Genomic DNA, 26,090 nt, shown 5'->3' on the forward strand with positions numbered 1-26,090 from the left:
GCCCGATCCCGCGAACTCGAGCCGAGCGACGCGCCGATGGTGGACCCGAGTGGTCGTCTCTTACGACGAAGCGTCATACTTCTGTCTGTGACGAGCGCAGTAGGGACTTCAGGATCGGCAATCACCCAACGCGTGCACTCGCTGAACCGGCCGAATATGGTCAGCGTTGGCACCATCGTGTGGTTGTCAAGTGAGCTCATGTTCTTCGCAGGGCTCTTTGCCATGTACTTCGTGGCACGAGCTCAGGCGAACGGAAATTGGCCGCCGGAGCCAACCGAATTGAACCTGTATCTGGCCGTGCCGGTGACCTTGGTGCTGATCGCATCTTCGTTCACCTGCCAGATGGGTGTCTTCGCGGCTGAGCGTGGCGACGTCTTCGGACTTCGTCGCTGGTACACCATCACCTTGGTCATGGGGGCGTTCTTCGTCGCCGGCCAGGGTTACGAGTACTACCACCTCGTGCACGAGGGCACCACGATTTCGAGCAGCGTGTACGGCTCGGTGTTCTACATGACCACCGGCTTCCACGGTCTGCACGTCATCGGCGGTCTCATCGCCTTCGTCTTCTTGATCGCACGTACCAGGGTCAGCAAGTTCACGCCCGCCCAGGCCACCGCCGCGATCGTTGTTTCGTACTACTGGCACTTTGTCGACATCGTGTGGATCGCGCTGTTTGCCACGATTTATTTCATCCGTTAATCAGCTGTACGCCCCAGGCAGCCCCTGACGTCCAGTTCCGTCCCGACATACCAAAGGGATACAGATGAGTTCATCCCCCCCTCCCGCATCCGATAACTCAGCGAATGCCGCGAAGTCGCGTCGCCAGCGGAAAATCCGCCGGCGCGTTACCGGCGCGCTCGTATTGATGATGGGATTGATCAGCGCAGGTTTCCTCGCTTCGGCGTTGACACCAGCTCCGCAGGTTGCGACCGCCAGTGACGATTCAGCAGCCCTGATTCGTGAAGGCAAGCAGCTCTACGACACGTCATGCATCACGTGCCACGGCGCGAACTTGCAGGGCGTGCAGGACCGCGGTCCCAGCCTCATCGGCGTCGGCGAAGCAGCCGTGTACTTCCAGGTCTCCTCTGGTCGTATGCCCGCAGCTCGCAACGAGGCCCAGGCTGCACGCAAGGACCCCAAGTTCGATGCTGCGCAGACCGACGCACTCGGCGCTTTCATCCAGGCCAACGGCGGCGGCCCGACGCTCATCCGCGACGAGAACGGCGAAATCGCCCAGTCCTCGCTGCGCGGTGGCGACATCGGACGCGGCAGTGAGCTCTTCCGGCTCAACTGCGCTTCTTGCCACAACTTCACCGGCCGCGGCGGCGCACTGTCCTCGGGCAAGTACGCCCCGGTCCTGGATCCGGCCAGCGAGCAGCAGATCTACGCTGCCATGGTTACCGGCCCCCAGAACATGCCGAAGTTCTCGGATCGTCAGCTGACGATCGAGGAGAAGAAGGACATCATCGCCTACGTCAAGTCGTCGGGCGAATCGAAGGACCCCGGTGGGTACGGGCTCGGTGGCCTCGGTCCGGCCTCTGAGGGTCTCGCCATGTGGGCCGTCGGAATCATCGCTGTCGTCGGTGCAGCATTGTGGATCGGAGCAAGGTCATGAGCGACGCTGGCCAGCATGGCGGCGATACGCCTAAGAAGTACACAGATGAAGAGCTCGACGCGATGTCACGCGACGACCTGGTCAAGCTGGGTACCAATCTCGATGGCGTCGACGTCGTCTACCGCCGTGATCGTTGGTCGGTAAAGGGAACCAGGGCGGAGAAGCGCGCAGAGCGCAACGTCGCCTTCTGGTTCGGCCTCGCCGGCGTTTCGGCGATCGCGTTCATCGCGATCTACCTGTTCTGGCCCTGGGAGTACGCCGGCGCCGGTGACGAGAACTACGGCAAGTACAGTCTGTACACCCCGCTGATCGGCCTGACCATGGGTCTGGCGATCCTCGGCGTCGGCATCGGTGCCGTCCAGTTCACGAAGAAGTTCATCCCCGAAGAGGTTTCGATCCAGGACCGCCACGACGGTGGTTCCACAGAGGTCGATCGTCGCACGATCGTTGCCGAACTCGGCGACACCCTCGATACGTCCACCCTCCCCCGCCGCAAGGCCATCAAGCGCAGCTTGATGTTCGGCGGTGGCGCACTCGGCGTCATGATGGTCATGCCCCTCGGCGGACTCATCAAGAACCCGTGGGCCAAGGGCGACGACTCACCTCTGTGGGTGTCCGGCTGGACCCCGAACTACCCGGGCGAGACAATCTACCTGCGTCGTGACACCGGCCGTCCCGAGGACATCGTCCTCGTTCGCCCGGAAGATCTCGATGCCGGATCGATGGAAACGGTCTTCCCGTTCCGCGAGTCCGACCGTGGCGACGAGCACGCTCTGCTCGCTGCACTGCGCGGCATTCGTAACTCGGTGATGCTCATTCGCCTCCGCACGGAAGACACCGCGCGTGTCACCAAGCGTAAGGGCCAGGAAAGCTTCAACTACGGCGATTACTTCGCGTACTCGAAGATCTGCACCCACCTGGGTTGCCCCACCTCGCTCTACGAACAGCAGAGCAACCGTATTCTGTGCCCCTGCCACCAGTCGCAGTTCGACGCACTGACCTACGGCAAGCCGATCTTCGGTCCCGCTGCTCGCGCACTTCCGCAGTTGCCTATTACAGTGAACGAAGAGGGCTTCCTGGTCGCCGACGGTGACTTCATCGAAGCACTCGGCCCGGCATTTTGGGAGCGTCGACCGTGACCACAACAACAACCAAACCGTCCAAGATCAGCGCGGCAGCGGCTGGACAAGCGGAGGCTATGGACTCCCGCTACCACCTCGCTGCAGGCATGCGCCGGCAGATCAACAAGGTCTTCCCGACGCACTGGTCCTTCATGCTCGGCGAGATCGCGCTCTACAGCTTCGTGATCCTGCTGATCTCCGGTGTGTTCCTGACACTGTTCTTCGATCCGTCGATGGCACACGTCGTCTACCAGGGCGCATACCAGCCGCTACGCGGTGTCACGATGTCTCGTGCCTACGAGACCACCCTCAACATCTCCTTCGAGGTGCGCGGCGGTCTCTTCGTTCGCCAGATTCACCACTGGGCTGCACTGATGTTCGCGGCGTCGATCATCGTTCACCTCGCTCGCATCTTCTTCACCGGCGCATTCCGTCGTCCGCGTGAGGCGAACTGGGTCATCGGCTGCCTGCTGCTCATCCTGGCGATGTTCGAAGGCTTCTTCGGCTACACCATCCCCGACGACCTGCTCTCGGGCACCGGCCTTCGCGCCGCTTTCGGTGGTATCACGATGAGTATCCCGATCGTCGGTACCTGGATGCACTGGCTGATCTTCGACGGCGACTTCCCCGGCGACCTCATCATTCCGCGCCTCTACGTCGCCCACGTGCTGCTGTTCCCGGGCATCATCCTGGCCCTGATCGCCGGCCACCTCGCGTTGGTCTGGTACCAGAAGCACACGCAGTTCCCCGGCCCAGGCCGTACGGAGCAGAACGTCGTCGGCGTCCGTATCCTCCCGGTGTTCGCGATGAAGGGTGGCGCGTTCTTCGCCATGACCTTCGGCGTGCTCGCACTGCTCGGTGGTCTGTTCCAGATCAACCCCGTGTGGAACATCGGTCCGTACAACCCGTCTCAGGTCTCTGCCGGTTCGCAGCCTGATATCTACATGATGTGGACGGACGGCCTTGCTCGACTGTGGCCGGCGTGGGAGATCTACCTGTTCAATCGCTACACGATTCCCGCTGTGTTTGCCGTCGCCCTGATCATGGGCCTCGTCTTCGCACTGTTGATCGCGTACCCGTGGATCGAGAAGCGCCTCACCGGAGACGACGCTCACCACAACATCCTGCAGCGCCCGCGCGACGTGCCGGTCCGTACCGCTATCGGTGCGATGTCGATCGCCTTCTACCTGGTGCTCACGATCTCCTGCATCAACGACATCATCGCGTACCACCTGCACATCTCGCTGAACGCAATGACGTGGATCGGCCGTATCGGCATGGTTCTCCTTCCGCCCATCGCGTACTTCGTGACCTACCGGTTCTGCATCGGCCTGCAGCGTAGTGACCGTGCAGTCCTCGAGCACGGCATCGAGACCGGCATCATCAAGCGGATGCCGAACGGCCAGTACATCGAGATCCACCAGCCGCTCGGCCCCGTCGACGAGCACGGACACCCGATCCCGCTCGAGTACCAGGGTGCAGCTGTCCCGAAGAAGATGAACAAGCTCGGTCTCGCCGGTAAGCCAGGTAGCGGTAGCCTGATCACCGCTGACCCGGTCGAGGAGAGCGAGGCTCTCGAAGCCGCTCACCACGAAGCTGAGCACGAGCAGCTTCAGATCCTTCTGGACTACCAGAACCGAACCAATGGCAAGTCCAACGGTTCGGGTGGAGAGCTCCACTAAGAACAACAGCTGACCAGTGAGGCCCCGAACCGGATTCCGGTTCGGGGCCTCACTCGTTCTCTGAGCGATTCAGTTTGGAGAACCACTAAGGGGGGTTACCACTCCCCCGGTCCGCCGTATGAGGCCGGCTTGAAGGGCAGTACGCCCAATCTCAGACCTCGAAGACGGACGAATAGTGCTCGACCGTCGGGAAAGGTTCGTAGAAGTGATGGAGAAGTTCTCGCCACTTCTCGTATCCTGCGGACTGACGGAACCCGATGGTGTGTGACTCCAAGTCCTCCCACTCGACAAGCAGGAGGTACCGCTCCGGCGCTTCCACGCAGTGCGAGAGCCGCAGCCTGATGAATCCGGGAACCTCGGAGATGATGGCACGGGCCACGTCGAACGCGGACTCGAATTGCGCTGACTGCGCCGGATCGACCTGCAAGACGGCATGTTCGAGGATCATAGGCGAAGTGTTGCACGTTCTCGAGAGTCCCCACGAGGCGTTGCCGCCTGGTGAGATACTCGGACCATGACATCCCATGCGCGCGGCACCTTCGAGATCGATCTCCGCCCTGCCGATCCTGAGCTCGCCGGACGCGTCGGCCGCTTCGAGTTCGACAAGACATTCGTCGGCGGCATCGAAGGTACGTCGTCCGGCCTCATGCTGTCCGCCGGCGACCCGACAAACGGTGAAGCCGGCTACGTCGCGTTGGAGGTTGTCACCGGGCAAGTCGACGAAGCGGTGGGGTCGTTCGCCCTGCAGCAGTTCGGTCGGATGATCGACGGAACCCAGAAGCTCCTGTACGAGATCGTCCCCGGGTCCGGAACCGGCGAATTGAAGGGTATCTCGGGCACGCTCGAACTCGAGGTCGTGGACGGTCTGCACCGCTACGACCTCGAATACCTGCTCCACGATTGACAGACAGCGGTTGATACTCGGCAAGCTTGTCCGTCCTACACCTGCATCAACGACAACCCTGCATCAACGACAACGGAGGCGCCGAACCCGGATGGATTCGGCGCCTCTGTTCGAGTGCAGGTGAAACTAGTGCTTCTCGGGTCCGGTGTAGTACTCGAACACCAGGCCGGCAGCTGCGGCCAGCACACAGACAACTGACACTGCGATGAGCCACGGCTGGAAGTACGCCAGCGACACTGCCGCGAGTGCAGCAGCGGCGGCCAGCAGGATCGGCCAGAAGCTACCCGGGCTGAAGAAGCCCAGTTCTCCTGCACCGTCCGAGATTTCAGCGTCGTCGTAGTCCTCGGGACGGGTGTCCAGACGACGAGCAACGAAGCGGAAGTAGGTACCCACGATGAGCGTCAGACCTGCAGACAGGACGATGGCCGTCAGTCCGGCCCACTCGATACCTGTGCGTGACAGAGCGGTGAACACTCCGTAGATGATCGCGACGAGAATGAAGAACATCGTCAGGATCTCGAAGAGCTTGGCTTCGATCTTCATATCAGCACTTGTCCTTGTTCAGTGAAGAGGCTGGCCGGCTCAGTTGCCTGCAGTGGCGACGGTTGCCTGACGGTACTCGCGGTCGGTGTTGAACGGCGTGGTCGACGTAGCCACCGGCGACTGACCGATTGCCTGCAGAGCCTCAGCGGTCGTCAGACCACCCTTGCCCTCCGCGTCACCCTTGCGCAGCTCGATGTACTTGGCGAAGTCCTCCGGCGAAACCGCACGAACCTCGAAGTTCATCATCGCGTGGAACGTGCCACACATTTCTGCACAACGCCCGACGAACGCGCCTTCCTTCTCGATCTCACTGATCTGGAAGATGTTGTCCGAGTGGTTCTCCTTGGGGTTCGGGAGAACGTCACGCTTGAACAGGAACTCGGGCACCCAGAATGCGTGGATGACGTCCGAAGAAGCGAGTTCGAACTGGATTCGCTTGCCGGTGGGCAGAACGAGGATCGGGATCTCCTGGCTGGAGCCGACGGTCTCGATCTTGTCGTAGTGCAGGTAGCTCAGGTCCTCGGTGCTGTTGCCGTGGATCGGGCCGGGAACTTCTTCGCCGTGATCGTTGACAGTGGAGCCCTCGGTCTTGGCAGCCTCTTCGGCCTCGACGTCGATTCCGTTGTACTTGGCGGAACCGTCACCGAACTCGATGGAGCGGTAACCGAACTTCCAGTTCCACTGGAATGCCGTGACGTCTACGACGACGTCAGGGTTGTCCGTCTTGTCCAGAACATGGTTCTGAACGATGACGGTGAAGTAGAAGAGAACCGCGATGATGACGAAGGGAACTGCCGTGTAACCGAGTTCGAGCGGCACGTTGTATGCCGTCTGACGCGGGAATTCCGGCGAGTCCTTCTTCTTACGGTGGAAGATGACGGCCCAGAAGACCAACCCCCACACCAGCACACCCATGACGAGGGCGGCTACAACCGACCACGTCCACAGCTCACGCATGCGCGTCGCCTCCGGGGTGATGCCCGAAGGCCACCCGAAACGAAGCACTTCGTTGTCGATGGAGCAACCCGACAGCAGCAAGGCAGCAATGCCCAGAGATACTGCCAGCCCCGCTCGCCGAAGGATCCGACCTTGCGCCACGTTCACGCCTTCCTGATCGCCACAAAATTCAACTAGGGCATGCCCGGAGGGAAGGCCCAATTACTACGCAGCGTAGACCAAAGCCGGGCGCTATCCATCCTCGGGTCCTCACCCGTGTCGCGGCGGACGTCACACAGCTCTCTCAGGTGCTGCTCAGGAACAGCTCAGGTCGTTTGGGCGACGCACATCACGTCGATTCGTTCCGCCGTGATCGGCAGGGACGTCGATCTGCGGCATACTTTCGACAAGAGTTCGTTGACCTCTCCCCGACACTCGTGTCCGGGAGCCTTCTGTACAAAAAATTCTGAATCGAGGAACCGGACGCTGTGTGTGGACTGCTCGGGCTACTGACATCTGGCGGAACCAGCGAAGACGCCGTCTCGCGGGTCGACCAGGCGATGCATTGCCTTCGTCACCGCGGGCCGGACGAACACGGGACGTGGAACGACGACCACCTCGTCTTCGGGTTCAACCGCCTGGCGATCATCGACATCGCTCATTCCCACCAGCCGCTGCGTTGGGGCCCGCCGGAGAACCCTGAGCGCTACGCGCTCACGTTCAACGGCGAGATCTACAACTATCTGGAGATCCGCGCCGAGCTGGTCAAGGACCACGACGCGAAGTTCTTCACCGAGGGCGACTCGGAAGCCATCGTCGCTGCATTCCACTACTGGGGTGAAGATGCGGTCAGGCGCCTGCGCGGAATGTTCGCGTTCGCGATCTGGGACACCGACACACGCGAGCTGTTCATCGCGCGCGATCCGTTCGGGATCAAGCCGCTGTTCATTGCGACCGGCGCCGGCGGCACCGCGTTCGGCAGCGAGAAGAAGAGCCTGCTCGAACTCACCGATCTGATCGGCATCGGTACCGAGCTGGATCCGCGCGCCATCGAGCATTACACCGTTCTGCAGTACGTACCGGAGCCGGAAACACTGCACAAGGAGATCCGACGCCTGGAGTCGGGCAGCTTCGCTCGGGTGCGTCCCGGCGAGGAGCCCACGTTCACGCGGTACTTCACGCCGAAGTTCCCGGCCAAGCCTTTTGCACCTGGCACCGAGAAGGCGCGCTACCAGGAAATCGCCGAAGCACTCGAGGATTCGGTCGCCAAGCACATGCGGGCCGACGTCACAGTCGGTTCGTTCCTGTCCGGCGGTATCGACTCCACTGCGATCGCGGCGCTGGCGATGCGTCACAACCCCAACCTGATCACCTTCACGACCGGTTTCGAACGTGAAGGCTATTCCGAGGTCGACGTCGCTGCAGAATCCGCCGCAGCGATCGGCGCGAAGCACGTCGTCAAGGTGGTCTCCCCCGCCGAGTTCGCCGCTGCCATTCCCGAGATCGTCTGGTACCTCGACGACCCGGTAGCCGATCCGGCATTGATTCCGCTGTGGTTCATCGCGAAGGAAGCGCGAAAGCACGTCAAGGTCGTGCTGTCCGGCGAGGGTGCAGACGAGCTGTTCGGCGGCTACACGATCTACCGTGAGCCGTTGTCGCTCAAGCCGTTCGAGTACCTCCCCAAGGGATTGCGTCGGGCTGCGGGCAAGTTGTCCGAACGCATCCCGGACGGCACTCGCGGCAAGAGCCTGCTCAATCGCGGTTCGTTGACCCTCGAGGAGCGCTACTACGGCAACGCTCGTAGCTTCAATGACGCTCAGCTCCGCGCCGTCCTTCGCGATTTCCGCCCCGAATGGACTCACCAGGACGTCACTGCGCCGATCTACGCGCAGTCACGGGACTGGGATCCGGTTGCGCGGATGCAGCATCTCGACCTGTTCACCTGGCTGCGCGGCGACATCCTCGTCAAGGCCGACAAGATGACGATGGCCAACTCGCTGGAACTGCGTGTGCCGTTCCTCGATCCCGAGGTCTTCGACGTCGCGTCACGCGTACCGCTCGATCAGAAGATCACGAAGGACACTACCAAGTATGCGCTGCGTCAGGCCTTGGAAGGCATTGTGCCGCACCATGTTCTGCACCGCGCCAAGCTCGGATTCCCGGTTCCTCTGCGCCACTGGCTTCGCGGCACCGAACTCTTCGACTGGGCACATCTGCAGATCGAAGAGTCGGGTACCGACCACATCTTCGACAAGCAGGCCGTCGTGAAGATGCTCAACGATCACCGCGAGGGCGTTTCGGACCACAGCCGACGCCTGTGGACCGTCCTGACCTTCATGGTCTGGCACGGAATCTTCGTGGAGAAGCGCATCGTGCCGCAGATCCAGGAACCGGTGTACCCGGTCAATATCTAAGCCTTCGGCCCCGTGAGTGGTTAGCGAGTCTCCGGACTCCTCAACCACTCACGGGGCGGAGCCCTACTGCGGCAGGATCGTCGCGATCTGGTCCGCTGCCGCGCTGCCGTACGCCTCGGTGAGACGCTTGAGAGCCTCCTCGCGATTGAACACCCACTCCTGGGTTCCGACGGTCTCGAGGATCAACACAGCAACCAGCGATCCCAGCTGAGCAGCACGCTCGAAGCTCAGACCAGCGCCGTGTGCGAGCAGGAAGCCGGCACGGAATCCGTCGCCAACACCCGTCGGATCAACCTTACCCGTCTCGGGCACAACGTCGACGCGCACCCAATTACCTTCGGCATCAACAATTTCCACGCCCTTGGAACCAAGAGTGGTGACGCGGATGCCGACCTGTGCGCGGATCTCTTCCTCACTCAGACCCGTCTTCTGCTGAAGCAGACCCCACTCGTACTCGTTGGTGAACAGGTACTTCGCACCGTGGATGAGCGCCTTGGCCTCGTCACCGGACAGGCGAGCAAGCTGCTGCGACGGATCAGCTGCGAACGGGATTCCGAGCAGGCGGCATTCGTCGGTATGTCGAACCATTGCTTCGGGGTCGTTTGCGCCGACCAGTACAAGATCAAGTGCACCCGAGGTCTTGGCCACTGCTGCGAGTTCGATCTCGCGGGCCTCGCTCATCGCGCCGGGGTAGAACGACGCGATCTGTGCCATGTCCTCGTCGGTGGTGCACACGAAACGCGCGGTGTGCGCCTTGTCCGAGATGCGGACCGCACTGCAATCGACGCCGTTGTCCTCGAGCCATGTGCGGTATTCGGCGAAGTCCGCGCCGACCGCGCCGACGAGCAGCGGCGATCCACCGAGCACGCCCATTGCGTAGGCGATGTTGCCGCCGACGCCGCCGCGGCGGATCACGAGGTCGTCCACCAGGAAGCTCAGCGAAATGTGGGCGAGCTGATCGGCGAGGAGCTGATCGGCGAAGCGGCCGGGAAAGCGCATCAAGTGGTCGGTGGCAATGGAACCGGTTACCGCAATAGTCACGGATCGTGGCCTTTCAGCGAAGTGAGTACAAGAATGAAAGAGGAGCAAAAGTTCACGTTACTGCCCGTAGCGCCGCCTTTGGCACCCGAGCCGTCGGATCGGAACCGTCAGGGTACGGGTCACCACAAACAACTGACGCGAAACCGAATGTCGGTTCCGCGTCAGTTGTTTGCGAATTGAGTTGTGATCGACAGACTCAGTTGAACGAGTCACCGCAGGCGCAGGAGCCTGTTGCGTTGGGGTTGTCGATCGAGAAGCCCTGCTGCTCGATGGTGTCGAGGAAGTCGATGGACGCACCTTCGACGTACGGCGCGCTCATTCGGTCGACAACCAGGTTGACGCCGTTGAAGTTGACGGTCAGGTCACCGTCGAGCGTGCGGTCGTCGAAGAACAGCTGGTACTTCAGTCCGGCACAGCCGCCGGGCTGCACTGCTATACGCAGCGCGAGGTCGTCGCGCCCCTCCTGATCGAAGAGTGCCTTCGCCTTGGAGGATGCGGCCTCGGTCATCTTGACGCCGTGGGTGGCGGTCTCGTTCTGCACAGTCATGGGCTCTCCCTAATGTTCGTACCAACCCGTGAACGCTTCAACGGTACGCCGCTGCCGACTTATTCCCGCCAGTCCTTACCGGGTGCGATTCGTCTTCATCCTATCCGGTCTTCCCGTCACGGCAACGGCGCGTCGACGCTGGTGGATCTTGTGCTCTGTTTACCGCGCCAGATGTTCCAATTGCGCGCTGTATGTTCGGCGAGTCCCTGAAGACACGCCGACGCTTCGTTCATCGCACGTTCCACCGAACCCGCGAACCCTGCCACCGATTTCGCCGCGACGATCGAGGTCGACGCATATTCCGCCTCGTCGAGCGTCACCTGGCCGGCAAAGAGGAGCGTCGGAACGCAGTGCGCTGCCCCGGCCGAAGCGAGCGCTGTTACGAGTTTGCCTCGCAGAGATTGGTGGTCGAACTTGCCTTCGCCTGTGATCACCAGGTCGGCAGACGCCAATAGCGCTGCCTGCCCGGTGCGATCGGCGACGACGTCGGCCCCGGATCGCCGCTGCGCACCGAGCGCGAACAGCGCAGCACCGATACCACCTGCGGCGCCGGCACCCGGAAGATCCGACACTCCCTTTCCGGTGACGGCCTCCAACTGTTCTGCCCACATCGCATTTCTCGCTTCGAGGACGGCGATTGCCTCGGCATCACCGCCTTTTTGGGGGCCGAACACCGCTGCTGCGCCGTGTTCGCCGAGAAGGACGTGTTCGACGTCGGTGGCCGCGACCAACTGAATGCCCGCCGTAGCCACCATTGCAGCCTCCAGGCCGCCCAGCGCCTCCACCAGTCCACGCCCGCCGTCGGTGCAGCAACTCCCACCAAGTCCGACAACGATCGTCTTCACGCCGGCCTCGAGCGCAGCCGCGATCAGTTCTCCGACACCGCGACTGTGCGCGGCGAGTGCGCTCTCACGCGTCGGCGGGCCTCCGAGCAGGCCGAGCCCGACTGCCTCGGCCGACTCGATGTACGCCGTGCCCGAATCGAGCAGCCACTGAGCGTCGACGCCCACGGTCAACGGTCCGGACACCCGCGCGGACCGGATGTCGCCCCCTGCCGCGGCCAAAACGTCGACAAATCCCGGTCCCCCGTCGGATTGTGGCGCGGTGACGACGTCGTCATCGGGTCGGCCGCGTCGCCAACCGGCAGAAATGGACTCGGCCGCCTCGACGGCGGTCAGGGTCTCACCGAATGAATCTGGAGCAACTATTACCCGCATAGCCGAAGTCTAAGAGTGCCGAATGACCCCGATGTTTCAGTTTCTCGAGCGTTTGAGCGTCTTGCGCGATTGTGATTTTCAGAAAGACCGAGGTCGGTTTCCCAGACCGTGCACTTATCCAATAGCCTGGAGGTGTGAAATTGCTACGCCGCGGTGACTCAGACAACTCCGACAAACGTGACGTCGAGGGCACTGAGGCATCCTCGGCCTCCGAAGAGGCGCCCATCGAGCAGGTGGGCAAGGGCCGCCCAACACCCAAGCGTCGTGACGCCGAAGCGAAGAGGCGTGGCCCGGTTGCGCCTGCCCCGCTGACCGCGAAGGAAGCCCGCGCCCGCCGCAAGGCGACCCGGGGTTCCAAGGAGGACCGCAAGGCCGAAGCCGCCGAGCGTCGCGCATCGTCGGCAGACCGCCGCGCCCGCATGCTTGCCGGCGAGGACAAGTACCTGCTCCCCCGCGACAAAGGCCCGGTTCGCGCCTACGTCCGCGACTTCATCGACGCTCGCCGCAACCTCGTCGGGCTGTTCATGCCGCTCGCATTGATCCTCATCATGACGATGTTCGTCACGCCCGCACTCCAGCAGATCGTCACGCTGGCAATGCTCGTGATGATGCTCTTCATGGTCGGTGAAGGCATCTGGCTCGGACGCATGATCAACAACCGCGTGGCCGAGCGCTTCCCCGACAGCACCGACGGCGGATTCAAGCTCGGCTGGTACGCGTTCGTTCGCGCGTCGCAGATCCGTAAGCTGCGCGCACCGAAGCCTCGTGTGGGGCCGGGCGACGCAATCTGAGCGTGACGGACACTTGTAGAACTTTGGTCCTCGGCGGCGCGCGGTCTGGTAAGTCCGCGCACGCCGAGGATTTGGTTTGTGCAGGCAACCTGCCCGAAGATTCGGCACCGATCCGGTACCTGGCGACAGCCAAGCGCGATAACTCCGACGCCGACTGGGAAAGCCGGATCGATCAGCACCGCAGCAGACGGCCTTCTCACTGGTCGACTGTCGAAACCGCAGATGCGGGTGACCTCGCGGCGCAGCTCGAAAGCGATTCACACACAGCGACGTTGGTCGACGATCTGGGAACGTGGCTGACCACGGAACTCGATCGGCAAGGCGCCTGGGACGCACCGCGCGGCACCATCACGTCCGCTGCGGACAGCTTGGTCGCGAGCGTCGAGAACTACCGCGGATCCTTGGTGCTGGTCAGCCCCGAAGTGGGTTTGGCCGTGATCCCCGAGACCCGGTCGGGACGATTGTTCCGCGACGAGATCGGCACTCTCAACGCTCGTATCGCAGCGGTGTGCGATCGTGTCGTACTAGTGGTTGCAGGGTTACCGCTCGTCTTGAAAGATACTGCTGCACAACCGGAAGGCACGATGTGAGTACCGACGCCAATTCAGGGGCCAATCCAGAATCCAACCCCGACGTCGCGCCTGCCAGTAGCGCCGACTTCGAACCTGTCACCCCGCCCGACCGCGAGGTGCGTGCACAGGCCGATGCGCGTCAGCGTGATCTGACCAAACCTGCCGGTTCACTGGGTCGACTGGAGGCTCTGGCCGGTTGGGCATCGGCATGCCAAGGCGTTTGTCCCCCGCGTGCTTTCGCTCGACCTCGCGTCGTCGTCTTCGCCGGTGATCACGGAATCGCCCGCAACGGTGTCTCCGCCTATCCCCCGGAAGTGACCGCACAGATGGTCGCCAACTTCCTCGGGGGCGGCGCGGCAGTCAACGTCCTCTCCGAGGTTGCCGGCGCCACCGTTCGCGTCGTCGACATCGCGGTGGACGGCGACACCGATCCGTCCGTCGCGAACCACAAGGTGCGCAGGTCTTCTGGGTCCATCGACCGCGAAGACGCGATGTCGACCGAGGAAACCCTCCAGGCCATCGCTGCCGGCCGAGCAATCGCGGACGAGGAAATCGACGGGGGCGCAGACCTTCTCATCGCCGGCGACATGGGCATCGGCAACACCACACCCGCTACCGTCCTAATCGCCGCCCTGACGGACAGCGAACCTGTCGCGGTCGTGGGTCGAGGTACCGGTATCGACGACGCCGGGTGGATCCGCAAGACTGCCGCGATTCGCGATGCGCTCCGACGCGCGCGTCCGCACGTTCGCGACACAGTCGCGCTGCTGCGCACGTCTTCGGGTGCCGACCTCGCCGCGATGGCCGGCTTTCTGGCCCAGGCAGCGTCGCGTCGTACGCCGGTGATCCTCGACGGCGTTGTGGTCACCGCAGCCGCCATGGTTGCCGACGAACTGGCTTTCGGCGCACGTGAATGGTGGGTCGCCGGACACCGCTCCACCGAACCCGCCCACACCATCGCATTGACCCGCATGGGTCTCGACCCGATCGTCGAGTTCGACATGCGTCTCGGTGAAGGTTCAGGTGCAGTCACCGCGCTCCCGATTCTTCAGAGCGCTGTGGCAATCCTGAGCAAGATGGCGACATTCTCCGAGGCCGGTGTCAGCACTCAGGGCAGCGCGCCCGATGAAGTGCCCGGGTCGATCGACCTGACCAAGACCGATACGGCGGAGTGAGCGTGGTGGGCCCGCTGTCCGGAGTGCCGCTGGCCTTCTCGTGGCTGACGGTCCTTCCGGTTCGTGGTCCCTCCGACATCGACCGAACTGCGGGTCGTCGCGCCATCGCGGCAGCTCCGCTCACCGGAATCGCTCTCGGGATTGCCGCGACGTTTCTGCTCTGGGGCACAACAAGTATCGGCCTGAATCCCTATCTCGCAGGTTTGCTGACGGTAGGTATGCTCGCTCTCGGGACACGCGGAATGCACGTGGACGGACTGGCAGACTCCGTCGACGGACTGGGTTGTTACGGTCCACCGGAGCGCGCCCGCGAGGTCATGCACAGCGGCGGTGCCGGACCGTTCGGGGTCGCGGCACTGTTCATCGTCCTCGGGCTGCAATCGGTCTCCTTCGGCGTCCTCGCTGTTGCCGACTCCCCCACGCAGTGGATCGCGGTGCTCGTATCTGTCGCTGTGGGTCGTGTGGCCGTCGTTTTTGCCTGCCGCCGAGGCATTCTCGCGTCTGGTCCGAGCGGATTCGGTGCGCTCGTCGCCGATTCGCAACCGCTGTGGGCCGCACTCGTATGGTCGGTTCCGCTCATCGCCGTTTCGGCCTTTGCCACCGACCGGTGGTGGCTCGGCCCTCTCGTCACCACGTCGGCGCTGCTGATCAGTGTGCTGTGTGTGCGTCACTGCGTCCGTAGATTCGGCGGACTCAACGGAGATGTTCTCGGATTCGCGCTCGAACTCACGGTGACGCTGACGGCCGTCGGCCTCACTCTCGGACTGTGATCTGACGTCGTGCGAGTCGGAGTCCTCGCATACGAAGGCTGCCTGGCGGCCGAGATCTTCGTTTTCACCGACCTTCTCCTGACCGCGAATCGGGTCGCTGATGGAGCGCCCGCCGACCTCTTCGAGGTATCGGTTATCGCAGCGTCCGGCACGCCCGTCGTTGCGGCAGGCGGATTTTCGCTCGGCGTACAGGAGGGGCATCACGACATCGATCACCTGGTTGTACCGGGGTTCGAACTCGTACCGTCCGAAGACCCTGCGAAGAACTCGAAGCCGTCCGCTCGCGACTCGACGCCGAAGACCTCACGGTGCTTGCCTACCGTTTTCAAGGCGACCCGTTCTGCCGCGCACAGCGATTCGCGGCCTACTCGAAGGCCTTGGGCGAGCGCTTCGTCGGGAAAGTACTGCGCAACGAAGCGGCCAACGCGGCAACGTCACCGTTCTTCGAACACGTCATTGCCAATCCACACAGCGTGGTGACAGCTCATCTCGTCGACGAGGCGGGATCGCCCACCACCGTCGCACGAGACGAGATTCTGCAGTTCTTCAGCGAGCGATTGCTCGCGGAACGAACCAGCGATCAGTGAAGCTTGGTCATCCAGCCGTGGGTGTCGGCGAAGGTGCCGCGCTGAATACCCGTGAGGGTGTCGCGCAGTGCCATCGTCACTTCACCCGGCTCGCCGTCGGCGATGGTGAACTCGCCCTCGGCGGACTTGACGCGTCCGACGGGGGTGATGACTGCTGCTGTGCCACAAGCGAAGACCTCGGTGATTTCACCGCTCTTGCACTTGGTACGCCATTCGTCGGTGCTGATCTTGCGCTCTTCGACGGAGAAGCCGGAATCGGCGGCGAGGGCGAGCAGCGAGTTGCGCGTAATGCCGGGCAGCAACGAACCGGACAGCGACGGCGTCACGAGGCGAGCGTCGGGGCCGGAGCCGAAGACGAAGAACAGGTTCATTCCACCCATTTCCTCGACGTACGTGCGCTCGATGGCGTCGAGCCACACCACCTGGTCGCAACCCTCGTCGGCAGCCTGCGCCTGGGCGAGGAGCGAAGCGGCGTAGTTGCCGGCGAACTTGGCAGCGCCGGTCCCGCCGGGGGCTGCGCGAACGTATTCGGTGGACAGCCACACACTGACCGGCTTCACGCCACGCGGGAAGTACGCCCCGGCAGGCGAGGCGATCAGCAGGTAGCGGTACTCGTCGGCGGGACGGACACCGAGTCCGGCTTCGGTGGAGAACATGAACGGACGGAGGTAGAGCGCGTCCTCGCCGCCGGCAGCGGGAACCCAGTCGAGATCGACGTCGATCAGTTCGGTGATGGAATCGATGAACATCTGCGCCGGCAGTTCAGGCATGGCGAGACGGCGCGCAGATGCTGCGAAACGCTCGGCGTTGGCCTCGACGCGGAACGAGCTGATCTCGCCACCCGGCTGACGGTATGCCTTGAGGCCCTCGAAAATGGCCTGTCCGTAGTGCAAAACCATTGCGGCCGGATCGAGCTCGATGTTTCCGTAGGGCAACACCTGGGCGTCGTGCCAGCCCTTGCCCGCGGTGTAGTCGATCGAGACCATGTGGTCGGTGAAGTGCCGCCCGAAGCCGGGCGCCGCCAGAATGTCACGGCGCTCGGCGTCGGACTTCGGGGACGAGCTCTGAACACGAACGAAATCGGCGGCACCTGTCATGGGCGCAATCCTATCGAACGTGAAAAAGCTCTCTACTTGGTGTTGGTCTCCACGAACGGAGGAGACACCACGACGCACCGAAGAGCACGACCACGGACGTCGACTTCGATCTCGTCACCGGCTGCGATATTGGCGCCGGAATCCAGGAGCGCCAACGCAATTCCCACTTTGAGTGAGGGCGAGAACGTTCCGGAGGTGGTCTCGCCAATTGCCTCGCCGTCACGCAGAACACCGAGGCCGGCCCGCAGCACACCGCGGTCGAGAGCCTTGATCCCCCAGAGTTTGCGGGCCGGACCGGCAGCCTTCTCGTCGGTCAGGGTCTCTTTGCCCCAGAATGTCGGCTTCTTCCAACCGATCGCCCATCCGCAGCGTGCTTCGAGCGGGGAAATCTCGAGCGAAAGCTCGTGCCCGTGCAGCGGATAACCCATCTCGGTGCGAAGAGTGTCGCGGGCTCCGAGCCCGGCGGCCTGACCGCCCTCGGCGCGCACTGCTTCGAGAAGCGCACGGAACAACGGCTCGCTGTCCTCCCACCGTGGCAGTAGCTCGTACCCGACCTCACCGGTGTAACCGCTGCGGCACACACGCACAGGCACGCCGTTCCATTCCGCGTCTTCGTACGCCATGTACTCGATGTCGGTGGGAAGTCCCAGAGCGGTCAGAACCGCCACCGATTTCGGCCCCTGCACAGCCAACACGCCGTAGGCACGATGCTGATCCTCGACGGTGATTCCGTCCGGTGCTACAGCGACCAGGGCCGCAACGACGTCCGCGGTGTTGGCCGCATTCGGGACGAGGAAGATCTCCTCGTCGCTGACGTAGTACGCGATGAGGTCGTCGATGACGCCACCGGACCCGTTGCAGCACAACGTGTACTGAGCCTTACCCGGCCCGATCTTGTTCAGATCGTTGGTCAGTGCGGAGTTCACGAATTCTGCGGCGCCTGCCCCACGCACGACGGCCTTGCCGAGGTGACTGACGTCGAAGAGTCCGACATTCTCACGCACAGAGGTGTGTTCAGCCACGACCCCGGCGTAGGAAACCGGCATCTGCCACCCCCCGAACGGCGCGAACGTCGCGCCGAGTTCGACGTGGACGGGGTGGATCGGGCCCTGCAACAGTTGTTCGTCGGTCATGGCCCACAACCTATCGGACTTCGCCGAACGAAACATGTCCGCAGTGAGAGCTCACCCGACCGAGACGATCGCCCGTCCGCAAACTGCAAAGGGCCTAACATCGACTCAGGCATCCGCCAGAACCGGACGCATCGCACACTCACCTCACAGGAGACACCTTGAGCACTCGCACAGCCCGATCGTTGGGACCCGACCTCGTTCTCGCCGGCACAGTCGCCAAGCGCGCAGAGATATTGGTCGTCGGCCTGACGTCGGGTCCGGACGGCCCCGAAATCGCACTCAGCGAAGGCATCGTCGACGAGGACGTGCTCGCCGAGATCCTCGACAGCCTCATCGCCGTCGGCGCCACCGGCAAGCCCGAGCAGCTCACTCGCGTCCCGGCACCGAGCGCGCTGTCGGTCACCAGCGTCCTCGCCGTCGGGCTCGGCTCCGCCGACAAGCTCGGCAGTGAGCAGATCCGCAAGTCCGCCGGCGCTGCAGCTCGCTCGCTGTCCGGCATCGACACCGTCGCGACCACGCTCTCGATCCTCGACCTCGGTGCCGCTGCCGAGGGATTTGCGTTGGGCGCGTACAGCTTCACCGAATTCAAGTCGTCCATGACGGCTCCCGGTCCTGATTCGCAGCCACTCGCCCGCGTCGAACTTCTGGTGCCCTCGCCGCGCACGAAGGAGACAAAGGCAACGCTGGCACGGTCCGCTGCCATCGCCGAAGCCGTAGCCACCGCGCGCGAGTTCGTCAACACTCCCCCGAGCCACCTCTACCCTGCCGAGTTCGCCGCGCGTGCCAAGGCACTGGGCGTCGAGGCCGGGCTCACCGTCCAGGTTCTCGACGAGAAGGCACTCGAGAAGGGTGGCTACGGCGGAATCATCGGCGTCGGCAAGGGCTCGTCACGCCAGCCGCGTCTCGTCCGCCTCGAATACGCGTCGAAGAAGCGTGGAGCTCGCAAGGTCGCGCTGGTGGGTAAGGGCATCACCTTCGACACCGGCGGAATCTCCATCAAACCCGCCGCCGGTATGGAGAACATGACCTCGGACATGGGCGGCGCCGCAGCCGTCATCTCCACCGTCGTGCTCGCCGCAAAGCTCGGCCTGCCCGTCAACGTCGTCGCATACGTTCCGATGGCCGAGAACATGCCGTCCGCGACCGCGCAGCGTCCCGGCGACGTGCTGACCCAGTACGGCGGAATCACCATCGAGGTCGTCAACACCGACGCCGAGGGCCGTTTGATTCTTGCCGACGCGATGGTTCGCGCGGGTGAGGACAACCCCGACTACATGATCGACACCGCAACCCTGACCGGTGCGCAGATGGTCGCGCTCGGCAACCGCACCCCCGGAGTCATGGGCACCGACGAGTTCCGTGACCGCGTCGCCTCCATCTCGCAGAGCGTCGGCGAGAACGGCTGGGCCATGCCGCTGCCCGAAGAACTGCGCGGAGATCTCGACTCCAAGGTTGCCGACATGGCCAATGTCACCCCGCACCGCTGGGGCGGCATGCTGGTCGCAGCTCACTACCTCAAGGAATTCGTTCCCGAGGGTGTCCAGTGGGCGCACATCGACGTCGCGGGTCCGGCGTACAACACGTCAGGGCCGTGGGGTTACACCGGCAAGGGCGGTACCGGCGTTCCCGTTCGCACGATGATCTCTGTCCTGGAGGACATTGCGGTCAACGGCTGACCCCTTGCTGTGCGCCTTTATCAACCCCCCGCGGTTAACAAAGGCGCACAGCAGTTCAGGCACCGTCGCGCAATTCCTGCTCGCGGGCACGCTTGCGTTCGATGCGCTTACGCTCGTCGTGGTCGCGCATACGCTGCGGATATCCCGTTTTGCGGACGTCGTAGACAGGGATCTTCAAGTCCTGTCCCAATTTGCGGGCACCACGTTCGCCGCCGACACGACGACGAGTCCACTCCCCGTCCTTTGCGACGAGGACGACGGTCACCTCGGTCACCGTCGTCTGAGGTTCCACGTACGCCTCGACGCCCTCGTGTGAGTGCGCCCAGTTCGCCAGATGATCCGCATCACTTTGCGCTGCGGCCTGAGCCGCACTCGGCGGACGCTTGAAACGATCGAACAGTCCCACGGTCGTACCCTCCTCGGTACCGACGCCGCGGATGTACCCCGGCGATATGTCAAGTTTGCCAGGCGATGTCCGTTGTGCCTGCGCACGACATACCGTTTGGTCCGCTTACGACGTTACAACCGAACCCCCGACGCATACCTACTCGCCGGTAGCCGACACACCCGAAACGGACGGCATCCCCCTCATCGGACACGCCCGGCGTATCAATGGAAAGATGAACGACGGTGACGCCGCGCCCGCGCGTCGACATCGGCAAAATAGCTACAAGTAGCCGCACGTCGCGCGCCACTCGAGCACAATGCATTACGACCACAAGTCGACAAAATTCAACAACCCGAACACAACTGTCGAGGAGTCAAAAGACATGGCCTTCTCCGTCCAGATGCCAGCCCTAGGTGAGAGCGTCACCGAGGGAACTGTCACACGGTGGCTCAAGCAGGAAGGAGACACGGTCGAAGTCGACGAACCCTTGCTCGAAGTCTCCACGGACAAGGTCGACACCGAGATTCCGTCTCCCGTCGCCGGCGTCCTGACCAAGATCGTCGCGCAGGAAGACGACACCGTGGAAATCGGTGGCGAGCTCGCCCAGATCGGTGAAGCCGGCGAAGCCGCAGCACCCGCGGAAGAGGCACCCGCCCCCGCCGCAGAGGAAGCTCCCGCCGAGGAAGCCCCGGCTGCCGAAGCTCCCACTGAAGAAGCTTCCGCTGCCGAGGCACCCGCTGCTTCCGGCGGTTCCGCTGAAGGTACCGCCGTGACGATGCCCGCCCTCGGCGAGTCCGTCACCGAAGGCACCGTCACCCGCTGGCTCAAGGCCGTCGGCGACGAAGTTGCCGTCGACGAGGCGCTGCTCGAAGTCTCGACCGACAAGGTCGACACCGAAATCCCGTCGCCCGTCGCCGGAATCCTGCTCGAGATCAATGCACAGGAAGACGACACCGTCGAGATCGGTGGCCAGCTGGCCGTCGTCGGATCCGGCGCACCCGCCGCGGCTCCGGCACCCAAGGCCGCTCCGGCCGCACCCGCAGCGCCGCCCGCCCCCAAGGCCGAAGCACCCAAGGCCGAAGCACCCAAGGCCGAAGCACCCAAGGCTGAGGCACCGAAGACTGAAGCACCCAAGCCTGCGGCCGCACCGAAGCCCGCTGCGGCTCCCGCACCGGCGGCTTCACCCGCGACTTCGGGTGACAGCAGCCCGTACGTCACCCCGCTCGTGCGCAAGCTCGCAACGGACAATGGCGTCGACCTCACCACCGTCACCGGCACCGGCGTCGGCGGCCGCATCCGCAAGCAGGATGTGCTCGCCGCAGCGGAGGCCAAGAAGGCACCCGCAGCCGCTGCTCCTGCTGCTGCAGCTCCCGCAGCCGCACCGGCTGCCTCCGCAGCTGCAGGCGTCCGACCGGAACTGGCACACCTGCGCGGAACCACGCAGAAGGCCAACCGTATTCGGCAGATCACGGCCACCAAGACACGCGAGTCGCTGCAGAACACCGCTCAGCTCACGCAGACCTTCGAGGTCGACGTCACCAAGATCGTCGCCCTGCGGGCCCGTGCCAAGGCCGGCTTCATCGAGCGCGAAGGCGTCAACCTGACGTTCCTCCCGTTCTTCGCCAAGGCAGTCGTCGAGGCACTGAAGTCGCACCCGAACATCAACGCCAGCTACGACGAGGCCGCCAAGCAGATCACCTACTACGACGCCGAGCACCTCGGCATCGCAGTGGACACCGATCAGGGCTTGCTCTCCCCCGTCATCCACAACGCCGGCGATCTCGGCCTGGCCGGCTTGGCCCGCGCCATCGCCGACATCGCTAAGCGTGCACGCTCGGGTGGCCTGAAGCCGGACGAGCTCTCGGGTGGCACCTTCACCATCACCAACATCGGCAGCCAGGGTGCGCTGTTCGACACCCCGATCCTGGTACCGCCGCAGGCGGCCATGCTCGGAACCGGCGCTATTGTCAAGCGTCCGATGGTGGTCACCGACGAAAACGGCAACGAGTCCATCGGCGTTCGTTCGATGATCTACTTGCCGCTGACCTACGATCACCGTCTCGTCGACGGCGCCGACGCCGGCCGATTCCTCACCACCGTGAAGCAGCGGTTGGAAGAAGCTTCCTTCGAAGCTGATCTGGGCCTGTAAGCAACTGCTCTTCCAGCCGGGGCGTCATCTCCATCAGGAGGTGGCGCCCCGGCTTTTTCAGTACGGTCGGATAGATAGGGTCGGATATCGAAGCAGGCTGAATCGAAGGAGGCTTTCCGAATGCGAGTAGTCATCGCCGGCTCGTCCGGTTTGATCGGAACGGCCTTGGTGTCATCGTTGCGCTCCGACAACCACGACGTGGTGCGTCTGGTGCGACGGTCGACCGCTGGGCCCGACGAATCGCGTTGGGACCCGGACCACGACCGTCTGGACCTCTCCGTCCTGAAAGGCGCTGACGCCGTCGTGAACCTTTGTGGTGTCGGCATCGGCGACAAACGGTGGTCGGGTTCCTACAAGCAAGCGATCCGTGACAGCCGCATAGTTGCCACCGATGTCTTGGCCGAAGCTGTCGCGAGCCAGAAGGTTCCCGTCCTCGCCAACGCCAGCGCCGTCGGCTATTACGGCAACACCGGCGACAAGATCGTGGACGAGGATTCGCCGGCAGGCACCGACTTTCTCGCCACGACGTGTCGAGACTGGGAACTTGCCACCGAGCCCGCGCGCAGGGCGGGTGCCCGCGTCGTCAATCTGCGCTCGGGCGTCGTGATTTCACCCCACGGCGGCATGCTCGGTCGGCTTCGGCGGATCTATTCGTTCGGCCTCGGCGGGCGACTGGGCAACGGTCGTCAGTACTTTCCGTGGATCTCGCTCGAGGACGAGTGCGACGCGATCAAGTTCGCGCTCACAAATCCCGAACTCTCCGGTCCCGTCAACCTGACCGGTCCGGCCCCTGTCACCAACGCCCAGTTCAACGACGCCATGTCCCGCGCAGTTCACCGCCCGGCGCCGTGGATCGTTCCCGGGTTCGCTCTCGAAGCCTTGATCGGAGAATTCGCCAAAAGCGGCATCCTCGGTGGCCAGCGCGCCATTCCCGCAGCGTTGGAGAAGGCGGGATTCTCCTTCCGCCACAACACGATCGGCGAAGCGCTGGCGGCCGCACTCGGTTGAGTCCGAAGTCGGGCGTAATCTCTACTTCCATGAGCAGCGCTGCCGTTTCCGCCCGGTTCTCGAAACTGCCGATCGCCGTCGAGCAACTCGGATCGATCGACTACAACGCCGCGTGGGACCGTCAGCGTGAGCTCGCGGCAACGCGGGCAGACGACATCGGGCCGGACACGCTACTGCTCCTCGAACATCCCCCGGTGTACACGGCTGGGCGACGCACGGAACCGGAAGATCGACCTGTCGACGGCACGCCGGTCATCGATGTCGACCGCGGCGGGAAGATCACCTGGCACGGCCCCGGTCAACTGGTCGGGTACCCGATCGTAAAACTGGCCGAGCCCATCGACGTGGTGCGGTATGTCCGACGCATCGAGGAAGCACTGATCACGGTGTGCACGGACCTCGGCCTGAACTGCGGGCGGATCGACGGCCGCTCCGGCGTGTGGCTGCCTGCCGAAATTGCGAACGGGCAATGGAAGCCCGAGCGCAAGGTTTCTGCCATCGGCGTGCGCGTTCAACGGGGCGTGGCACTGCACGGCTTCGCCCTGAACTGCAACTCGGTCCTGACCGGATTCGACAACATCATTCCCTGCGGCATCCGTGACGCCGGGGTGACGACGCTGTCACACGAACTCGGTCGCGACGTCACCGTGGACGAAGTCACTCCCGCCGTGACCGAGGCAGTGATCGCCGCTCTCGACGGAACCATGCCCGTCACCGAACGCAACGTCGAGCGCGTCACCTTCGAAAGCGCCTCGCCTACTCCGACTTTTACTACCGTTCAGTACAGCTGACGGGCTCGCCCGAACCCCGTTGCAGTAATCACCGGGCGTAGGATCGTCCCCGTGACTATCGCCCCAGAAGGACGTAAGCTGCTCCGCCTCGAAATCCGAAACGCGGAGACGCCCATCGAACGCAAACCCAACTGGATCAAGACCCGCGCAAAGATGGGCCCCGAGTACACGGAGCTCAAGGGCCTGGTCAAGCGTGAAGGTTTGCACACCGTCTGCGAGGAAGCGGGCTGCCCCAACATCTACGAATGCTGGGAAGACCGCGAAGCCACCTTCCTGATCGGCGGCGAGCAGTGCACACGCCGCTGCGACTTCTGCCAGATCGACACCGGCAAGCCCGAAGCCCTCGACCGCGACGAGCCCCGTCGCGTCGCCGAAAGCGTTCAGGCCATGGGACTTCGGTACTCCACGATCACCGGCGTCGCCCGCGACGACCTCCCCGACGGCGGCGCCTGGCTCTACGCCGAGACCGTTCGCAAGATCCACGAACTCAACCCGGGCACCGGCGTCGAGAATCTGGTTCCCGACTTCAACGGCAAGCCGGAACTGCTCGACGAGGTCTTCGCCTCTCGCCCCGAGGTGCTCGCACACAACCTCGAGACCGTTCCCCGCATCTTCAAGCGGATCCGTCCGGCATTCCGGTACCAGCGCAGCCTCGACGTCATCACCGCAGCACGCGACTACGGACTGGTCACCAAGTCCAACTTGATCCTCGGTATGGGCGAAACCCCTGAAGAGGTCACCGAGGCGATGGCAGATCTCCACGCCGCCGGTTGTGACATCCTCACCATCACCCAGTACCTGCGCCCCTCGCCCCGGCACCACCCCGTCGAGCGGTGGGTCAAGCCCGAGGAGTTCGTCGCACACTCGAAGGCTGCAGAAGAGATGGGCTTCGCCGGCGTCATGGCCGGTCCGTTGGTTCGCTCGTCGTACCGCGCCGGCCGCCTGTATGCGCAGGCCATGGCACATCACGGCCGTGAACTTCCCGAGGCGCAGCGTCATCTCACCGAGGGCGGAGACGCTTCCCAGGAAGCCAGCTCGCTCATGGCGCGCCTGAATCGCTGATCCACTTTTTGCTGTGCGCCTTTATTAACCGCGGGCGGTTAGTAAAGGCGCACAGCAATGGACGTATCCTGGGTACATGGCGAACGGCAGCAAATCCGGTAAGGGCAAACCCACCAAAGAGGCAAAGGCTGCAGCGAAGGCTGCCCGCAAGCAGGCTTCCAAGGAACGTAGAACTCAGCTCTGGCAGGCGTTCCAGATGCAGCGCAAGGACGACAAGCTCCTTCTGCCGCTGATGATCGGCACCCTCGTCGGTGCGGCTCTGGTCTTCTTCCTGGTCGGTCTCGTCTGGGGCCTTCAGTGGTTCCTGCTTCCGATCGGCATCGTTCTCGGTCTCCTCGGCGCCTTCATCATCTTCGGTCGCCGCGTCCAGAAATCGGTGTACAAGAAAGCGGAAGGTCAGGCCGGCGCCGCCGCGTGGGCACTCGACAACATGCAGGGCGCGTGGCGCGTCACGAACGCCGTCGCCGGCACCACCCAGCTCGACGCCGTTCACCGGGTTGTCGGACGGCCGGGTGTCATCCTCGTCGCAGAAGGTTCGCCGCAACGCGTCAAGGGCCTCCTCGCTCAGGAGAAGAAGAAGACTGCGCGCCTCATCGGCGACACCCCGATCTACGACATCATCATCGGAAACGACGAGGGTCAGGTTCCGCTCTCGCAGCTCCAGCGCTACCTGAACAAGCTACCGCGCAACATCGACACCAAGCGCATGGACAACATCGAAGGCCGACTCGCTGCGCTCAGCGCACGCGGCGGCGGAGCAGCGCTTCCCAAGGGACCGATGCCCGGAGGCGCGAAGATGAAGGGAATGCAGCGGACCATTCGTCGTCGCTGACACTCCCCCACAGCAAAACGAAAGACCCGGGCCCATACG

26 protein-coding genes are annotated in these 26,090 nt (G+C 63.6%); 17 read left to right on the plus strand and 9 right to left on the minus strand.

All coding sequences use genetic code 11. The features are described from left to right. The first annotated feature begins 87 nt into the window (after positions 1-87). The 4 genes from ctaE (at position 88) to qcrB (ending at position 4,418) form a co-directional block, all read left to right on the plus strand. Entirely contained in the window at positions 88-699 is a 612-nt protein-coding gene (ctaE, locus tag ACSW29_RS27000; protein WP_007730060.1) for an aa3-type cytochrome oxidase subunit III, read from the plus strand. Between the two features lie 64 nt (positions 700-763). Next, entirely contained in the window at positions 764-1,615 is an 852-nt protein-coding gene (gene qcrC / locus ACSW29_RS27005; RefSeq protein ID WP_020908102.1) for a cytochrome bc1 complex diheme cytochrome c subunit, read from the plus strand. Next, positions 1,612-2,754: a cytochrome bc1 complex Rieske iron-sulfur subunit gene (qcrA, locus tag ACSW29_RS27010; protein ID WP_020908103.1), complete on the plus strand. Its 1,143-nt coding sequence runs from the start codon at positions 1,612-1,614 to the stop codon at positions 2,752-2,754. The genes qcrC and qcrA overlap by 4 nt, the downstream gene beginning before the upstream one ends. 59 nt (positions 2,755-2,813) lie before the next feature. Then, the gene (gene qcrB / locus ACSW29_RS27015; protein ID WP_230814115.1) at positions 2,814-4,418 is read left to right on the plus strand and encodes a cytochrome bc1 complex cytochrome b subunit; all 1,605 of its coding nucleotides are present in this window, start codon (positions 2,814-2,816) and stop codon (positions 4,416-4,418) included. Positions 4,419-4,569: 151 nt separating this feature from the next. Here the strand turns inward: qcrB and ACSW29_RS27020 are convergent, their stop codons facing one another. Then, complete coding sequence (locus ACSW29_RS27020; RefSeq protein WP_230813585.1) at positions 4,570-4,866, minus strand: antibiotic biosynthesis monooxygenase family protein; 297 nt, start codon at positions 4,864-4,866, stop codon at positions 4,570-4,572. 66 nt (positions 4,867-4,932) lie between these two features. Between ACSW29_RS27020 and ACSW29_RS27025 the strand changes: the two genes are divergently transcribed. Next, positions 4,933-5,322, plus strand: coding sequence for a DUF3224 domain-containing protein (locus ACSW29_RS27025; RefSeq protein WP_230813587.1), 390 nt, complete (start codon positions 4,933-4,935; stop codon positions 5,320-5,322). Positions 5,323-5,448: 126 nt separating this feature from the next. Here ACSW29_RS27025 and ACSW29_RS27030 read toward each other — a convergent pair whose 3' ends face one another. Further along, positions 5,449-5,865: a cytochrome c oxidase subunit 4 gene (locus tag ACSW29_RS27030; RefSeq protein WP_230813589.1), complete on the minus strand. Its 417-nt coding sequence runs from the start codon at positions 5,863-5,865 to the stop codon at positions 5,449-5,451. Positions 5,866-5,904: 39 nt separating this feature from the next. Beyond that, positions 5,905-6,969: an aa3-type cytochrome oxidase subunit II gene (gene ctaC / locus ACSW29_RS27035; RefSeq protein ID WP_007730054.1), complete on the minus strand. Its 1,065-nt coding sequence runs from the start codon at positions 6,967-6,969 to the stop codon at positions 5,905-5,907. 320 nt (positions 6,970-7,289) lie between these two features. On the opposite strand from ctaC, the gene asnB reads away from it, so the two are divergent. Beyond that, entirely contained in the window at positions 7,290-9,215 is a 1,926-nt protein-coding gene (asnB, locus tag ACSW29_RS27040; protein WP_019748911.1) for an asparagine synthase (glutamine-hydrolyzing), read from the plus strand. Between the two features lie 63 nt (positions 9,216-9,278). Here asnB and ACSW29_RS27045 read toward each other — a convergent pair whose 3' ends face one another. The 3 genes from ACSW29_RS27045 to ACSW29_RS27055 form a co-directional block, all read right to left on the minus strand. Continuing rightward, a complete protein-coding gene (locus ACSW29_RS27045; RefSeq protein WP_448278736.1) occupies positions 9,279-10,256 on the minus strand; it encodes a carbohydrate kinase family protein in 978 nt (325 codons plus the stop codon). Positions 10,257-10,452: 196 nt separating this feature from the next. Continuing rightward, a complete protein-coding gene (locus ACSW29_RS27050) occupies positions 10,453-10,803 on the minus strand; it encodes a HesB/IscA family protein (protein ID WP_230813595.1) in 351 nt (116 codons plus the stop codon). A 116-nt stretch (positions 10,804-10,919) separates the two neighbouring features. Beyond that, positions 10,920-12,020, minus strand: coding sequence for a glycerate kinase family protein (locus ACSW29_RS27055; protein ID WP_448278737.1), 1,101 nt, complete (start codon positions 12,018-12,020; stop codon positions 10,920-10,922). 134 nt (positions 12,021-12,154) lie between these two features. Between ACSW29_RS27055 and ACSW29_RS27060 the strand changes: the two genes are divergently transcribed. The 5 genes from ACSW29_RS27060 (at position 12,155) to ACSW29_RS27080 (ending at position 15,915) form a co-directional block, all read left to right on the plus strand. Then, positions 12,155-12,811 (plus strand): DUF3043 domain-containing protein, encoded by a 657-nt coding sequence (locus ACSW29_RS27060; RefSeq protein WP_007730051.1) that lies wholly within the window; start codon positions 12,155-12,157, stop codon positions 12,809-12,811. Positions 12,812-12,813: 2 nt separating this feature from the next. Beyond that, entirely contained in the window at positions 12,814-13,401 is a 588-nt protein-coding gene (cobU, locus tag ACSW29_RS27065) for a bifunctional adenosylcobinamide kinase/adenosylcobinamide-phosphate guanylyltransferase (protein WP_317826332.1), read from the plus strand. Between the two features lie 98 nt (positions 13,402-13,499). After that, positions 13,500-14,558, plus strand: a complete 1,059-nt coding sequence (gene cobT / locus ACSW29_RS27070) for a nicotinate-nucleotide--dimethylbenzimidazole phosphoribosyltransferase (RefSeq protein WP_411742534.1) — start codon at positions 13,500-13,502, stop codon at positions 14,556-14,558. 2 nt (positions 14,559-14,560) lie between these two features. Continuing rightward, on the plus strand, positions 14,561-15,328 hold the full coding sequence (locus ACSW29_RS27075; RefSeq protein ID WP_448278738.1) for an adenosylcobinamide-GDP ribazoletransferase: 768 nt from the start codon (positions 14,561-14,563) through the stop codon (positions 15,326-15,328). Between the two features lie 308 nt (positions 15,329-15,636). Further along, complete coding sequence (locus tag ACSW29_RS27080) at positions 15,637-15,915, plus strand: hypothetical protein (protein WP_448278739.1); 279 nt, start codon at positions 15,637-15,639, stop codon at positions 15,913-15,915. Here the strand turns inward: ACSW29_RS27080 and ACSW29_RS27085 are convergent. Continuing rightward, positions 15,909-17,012, minus strand: a complete 1,104-nt coding sequence (locus tag ACSW29_RS27085; RefSeq protein WP_230813607.1) for a branched-chain amino acid aminotransferase — start codon at positions 17,010-17,012, stop codon at positions 15,909-15,911. The genes ACSW29_RS27080 and ACSW29_RS27085 overlap by 7 nt on opposite strands. A 32-nt stretch (positions 17,013-17,044) precedes the next feature. Next, positions 17,045-18,145 carry a glycine cleavage system aminomethyltransferase GcvT gene (gcvT, locus tag ACSW29_RS27090; protein WP_448278740.1) on the minus strand — a complete coding sequence of 367 codons (1,101 nt, stop codon included), beginning with the start codon at positions 18,143-18,145 and terminating at the stop codon, positions 17,045-17,047. A 158-nt stretch (positions 18,146-18,303) separates the two neighbouring features. Between gcvT and ACSW29_RS27095 the strand changes: the two genes are divergently transcribed. After that, positions 18,304-19,821, plus strand: a complete 1,518-nt coding sequence (locus tag ACSW29_RS27095; RefSeq protein ID WP_214888014.1) for a leucyl aminopeptidase — start codon at positions 18,304-18,306, stop codon at positions 19,819-19,821. A gap of 55 nt (positions 19,822-19,876) precedes the next feature. Here ACSW29_RS27095 and ACSW29_RS27100 read toward each other — a convergent pair whose 3' ends face one another. Then, positions 19,877-20,227, minus strand: coding sequence for a hypothetical protein (locus ACSW29_RS27100; RefSeq protein WP_003941713.1), 351 nt, complete (start codon positions 20,225-20,227; stop codon positions 19,877-19,879). 364 nt (positions 20,228-20,591) lie between these two features. Between ACSW29_RS27100 and sucB the strand changes: the two genes are divergently transcribed. The 5 genes from sucB (at position 20,592) to ACSW29_RS27125 (ending at position 26,051) form a co-directional block, all read left to right on the plus strand. Then, positions 20,592-22,358: a 2-oxoglutarate dehydrogenase, E2 component, dihydrolipoamide succinyltransferase gene (gene sucB / locus ACSW29_RS27105; RefSeq protein WP_448278741.1), complete on the plus strand. Its 1,767-nt coding sequence runs from the start codon at positions 20,592-20,594 to the stop codon at positions 22,356-22,358. A gap of 120 nt (positions 22,359-22,478) precedes the next feature. Then, positions 22,479-23,366 (plus strand): TIGR01777 family oxidoreductase, encoded by an 888-nt coding sequence (locus ACSW29_RS27110; protein WP_317826326.1) that lies wholly within the window; start codon positions 22,479-22,481, stop codon positions 23,364-23,366. Between the two features lie 29 nt (positions 23,367-23,395). Then, a complete protein-coding gene (lipB, locus tag ACSW29_RS27115) occupies positions 23,396-24,157 on the plus strand; it encodes a lipoyl(octanoyl) transferase LipB (RefSeq protein ID WP_317826325.1) in 762 nt (253 codons plus the stop codon). Positions 24,158-24,208: 51 nt separating this feature from the next. Further along, on the plus strand, positions 24,209-25,219 hold the full coding sequence (gene lipA / locus ACSW29_RS27120) for a lipoyl synthase (protein ID WP_003941610.1): 1,011 nt from the start codon (positions 24,209-24,211) through the stop codon (positions 25,217-25,219). Positions 25,220-25,295: 76 nt separating this feature from the next. Further along, positions 25,296-26,051 (plus strand): DUF4191 domain-containing protein, encoded by a 756-nt coding sequence (locus ACSW29_RS27125; RefSeq protein ID WP_347873051.1) that lies wholly within the window; start codon positions 25,296-25,298, stop codon positions 26,049-26,051. Positions 26,052-26,090: the final 39 nt, after the last annotated feature.

The sequence above is a fragment of the Rhodococcus sp. GB-02 genome (genome assembly GCF_053470465.1).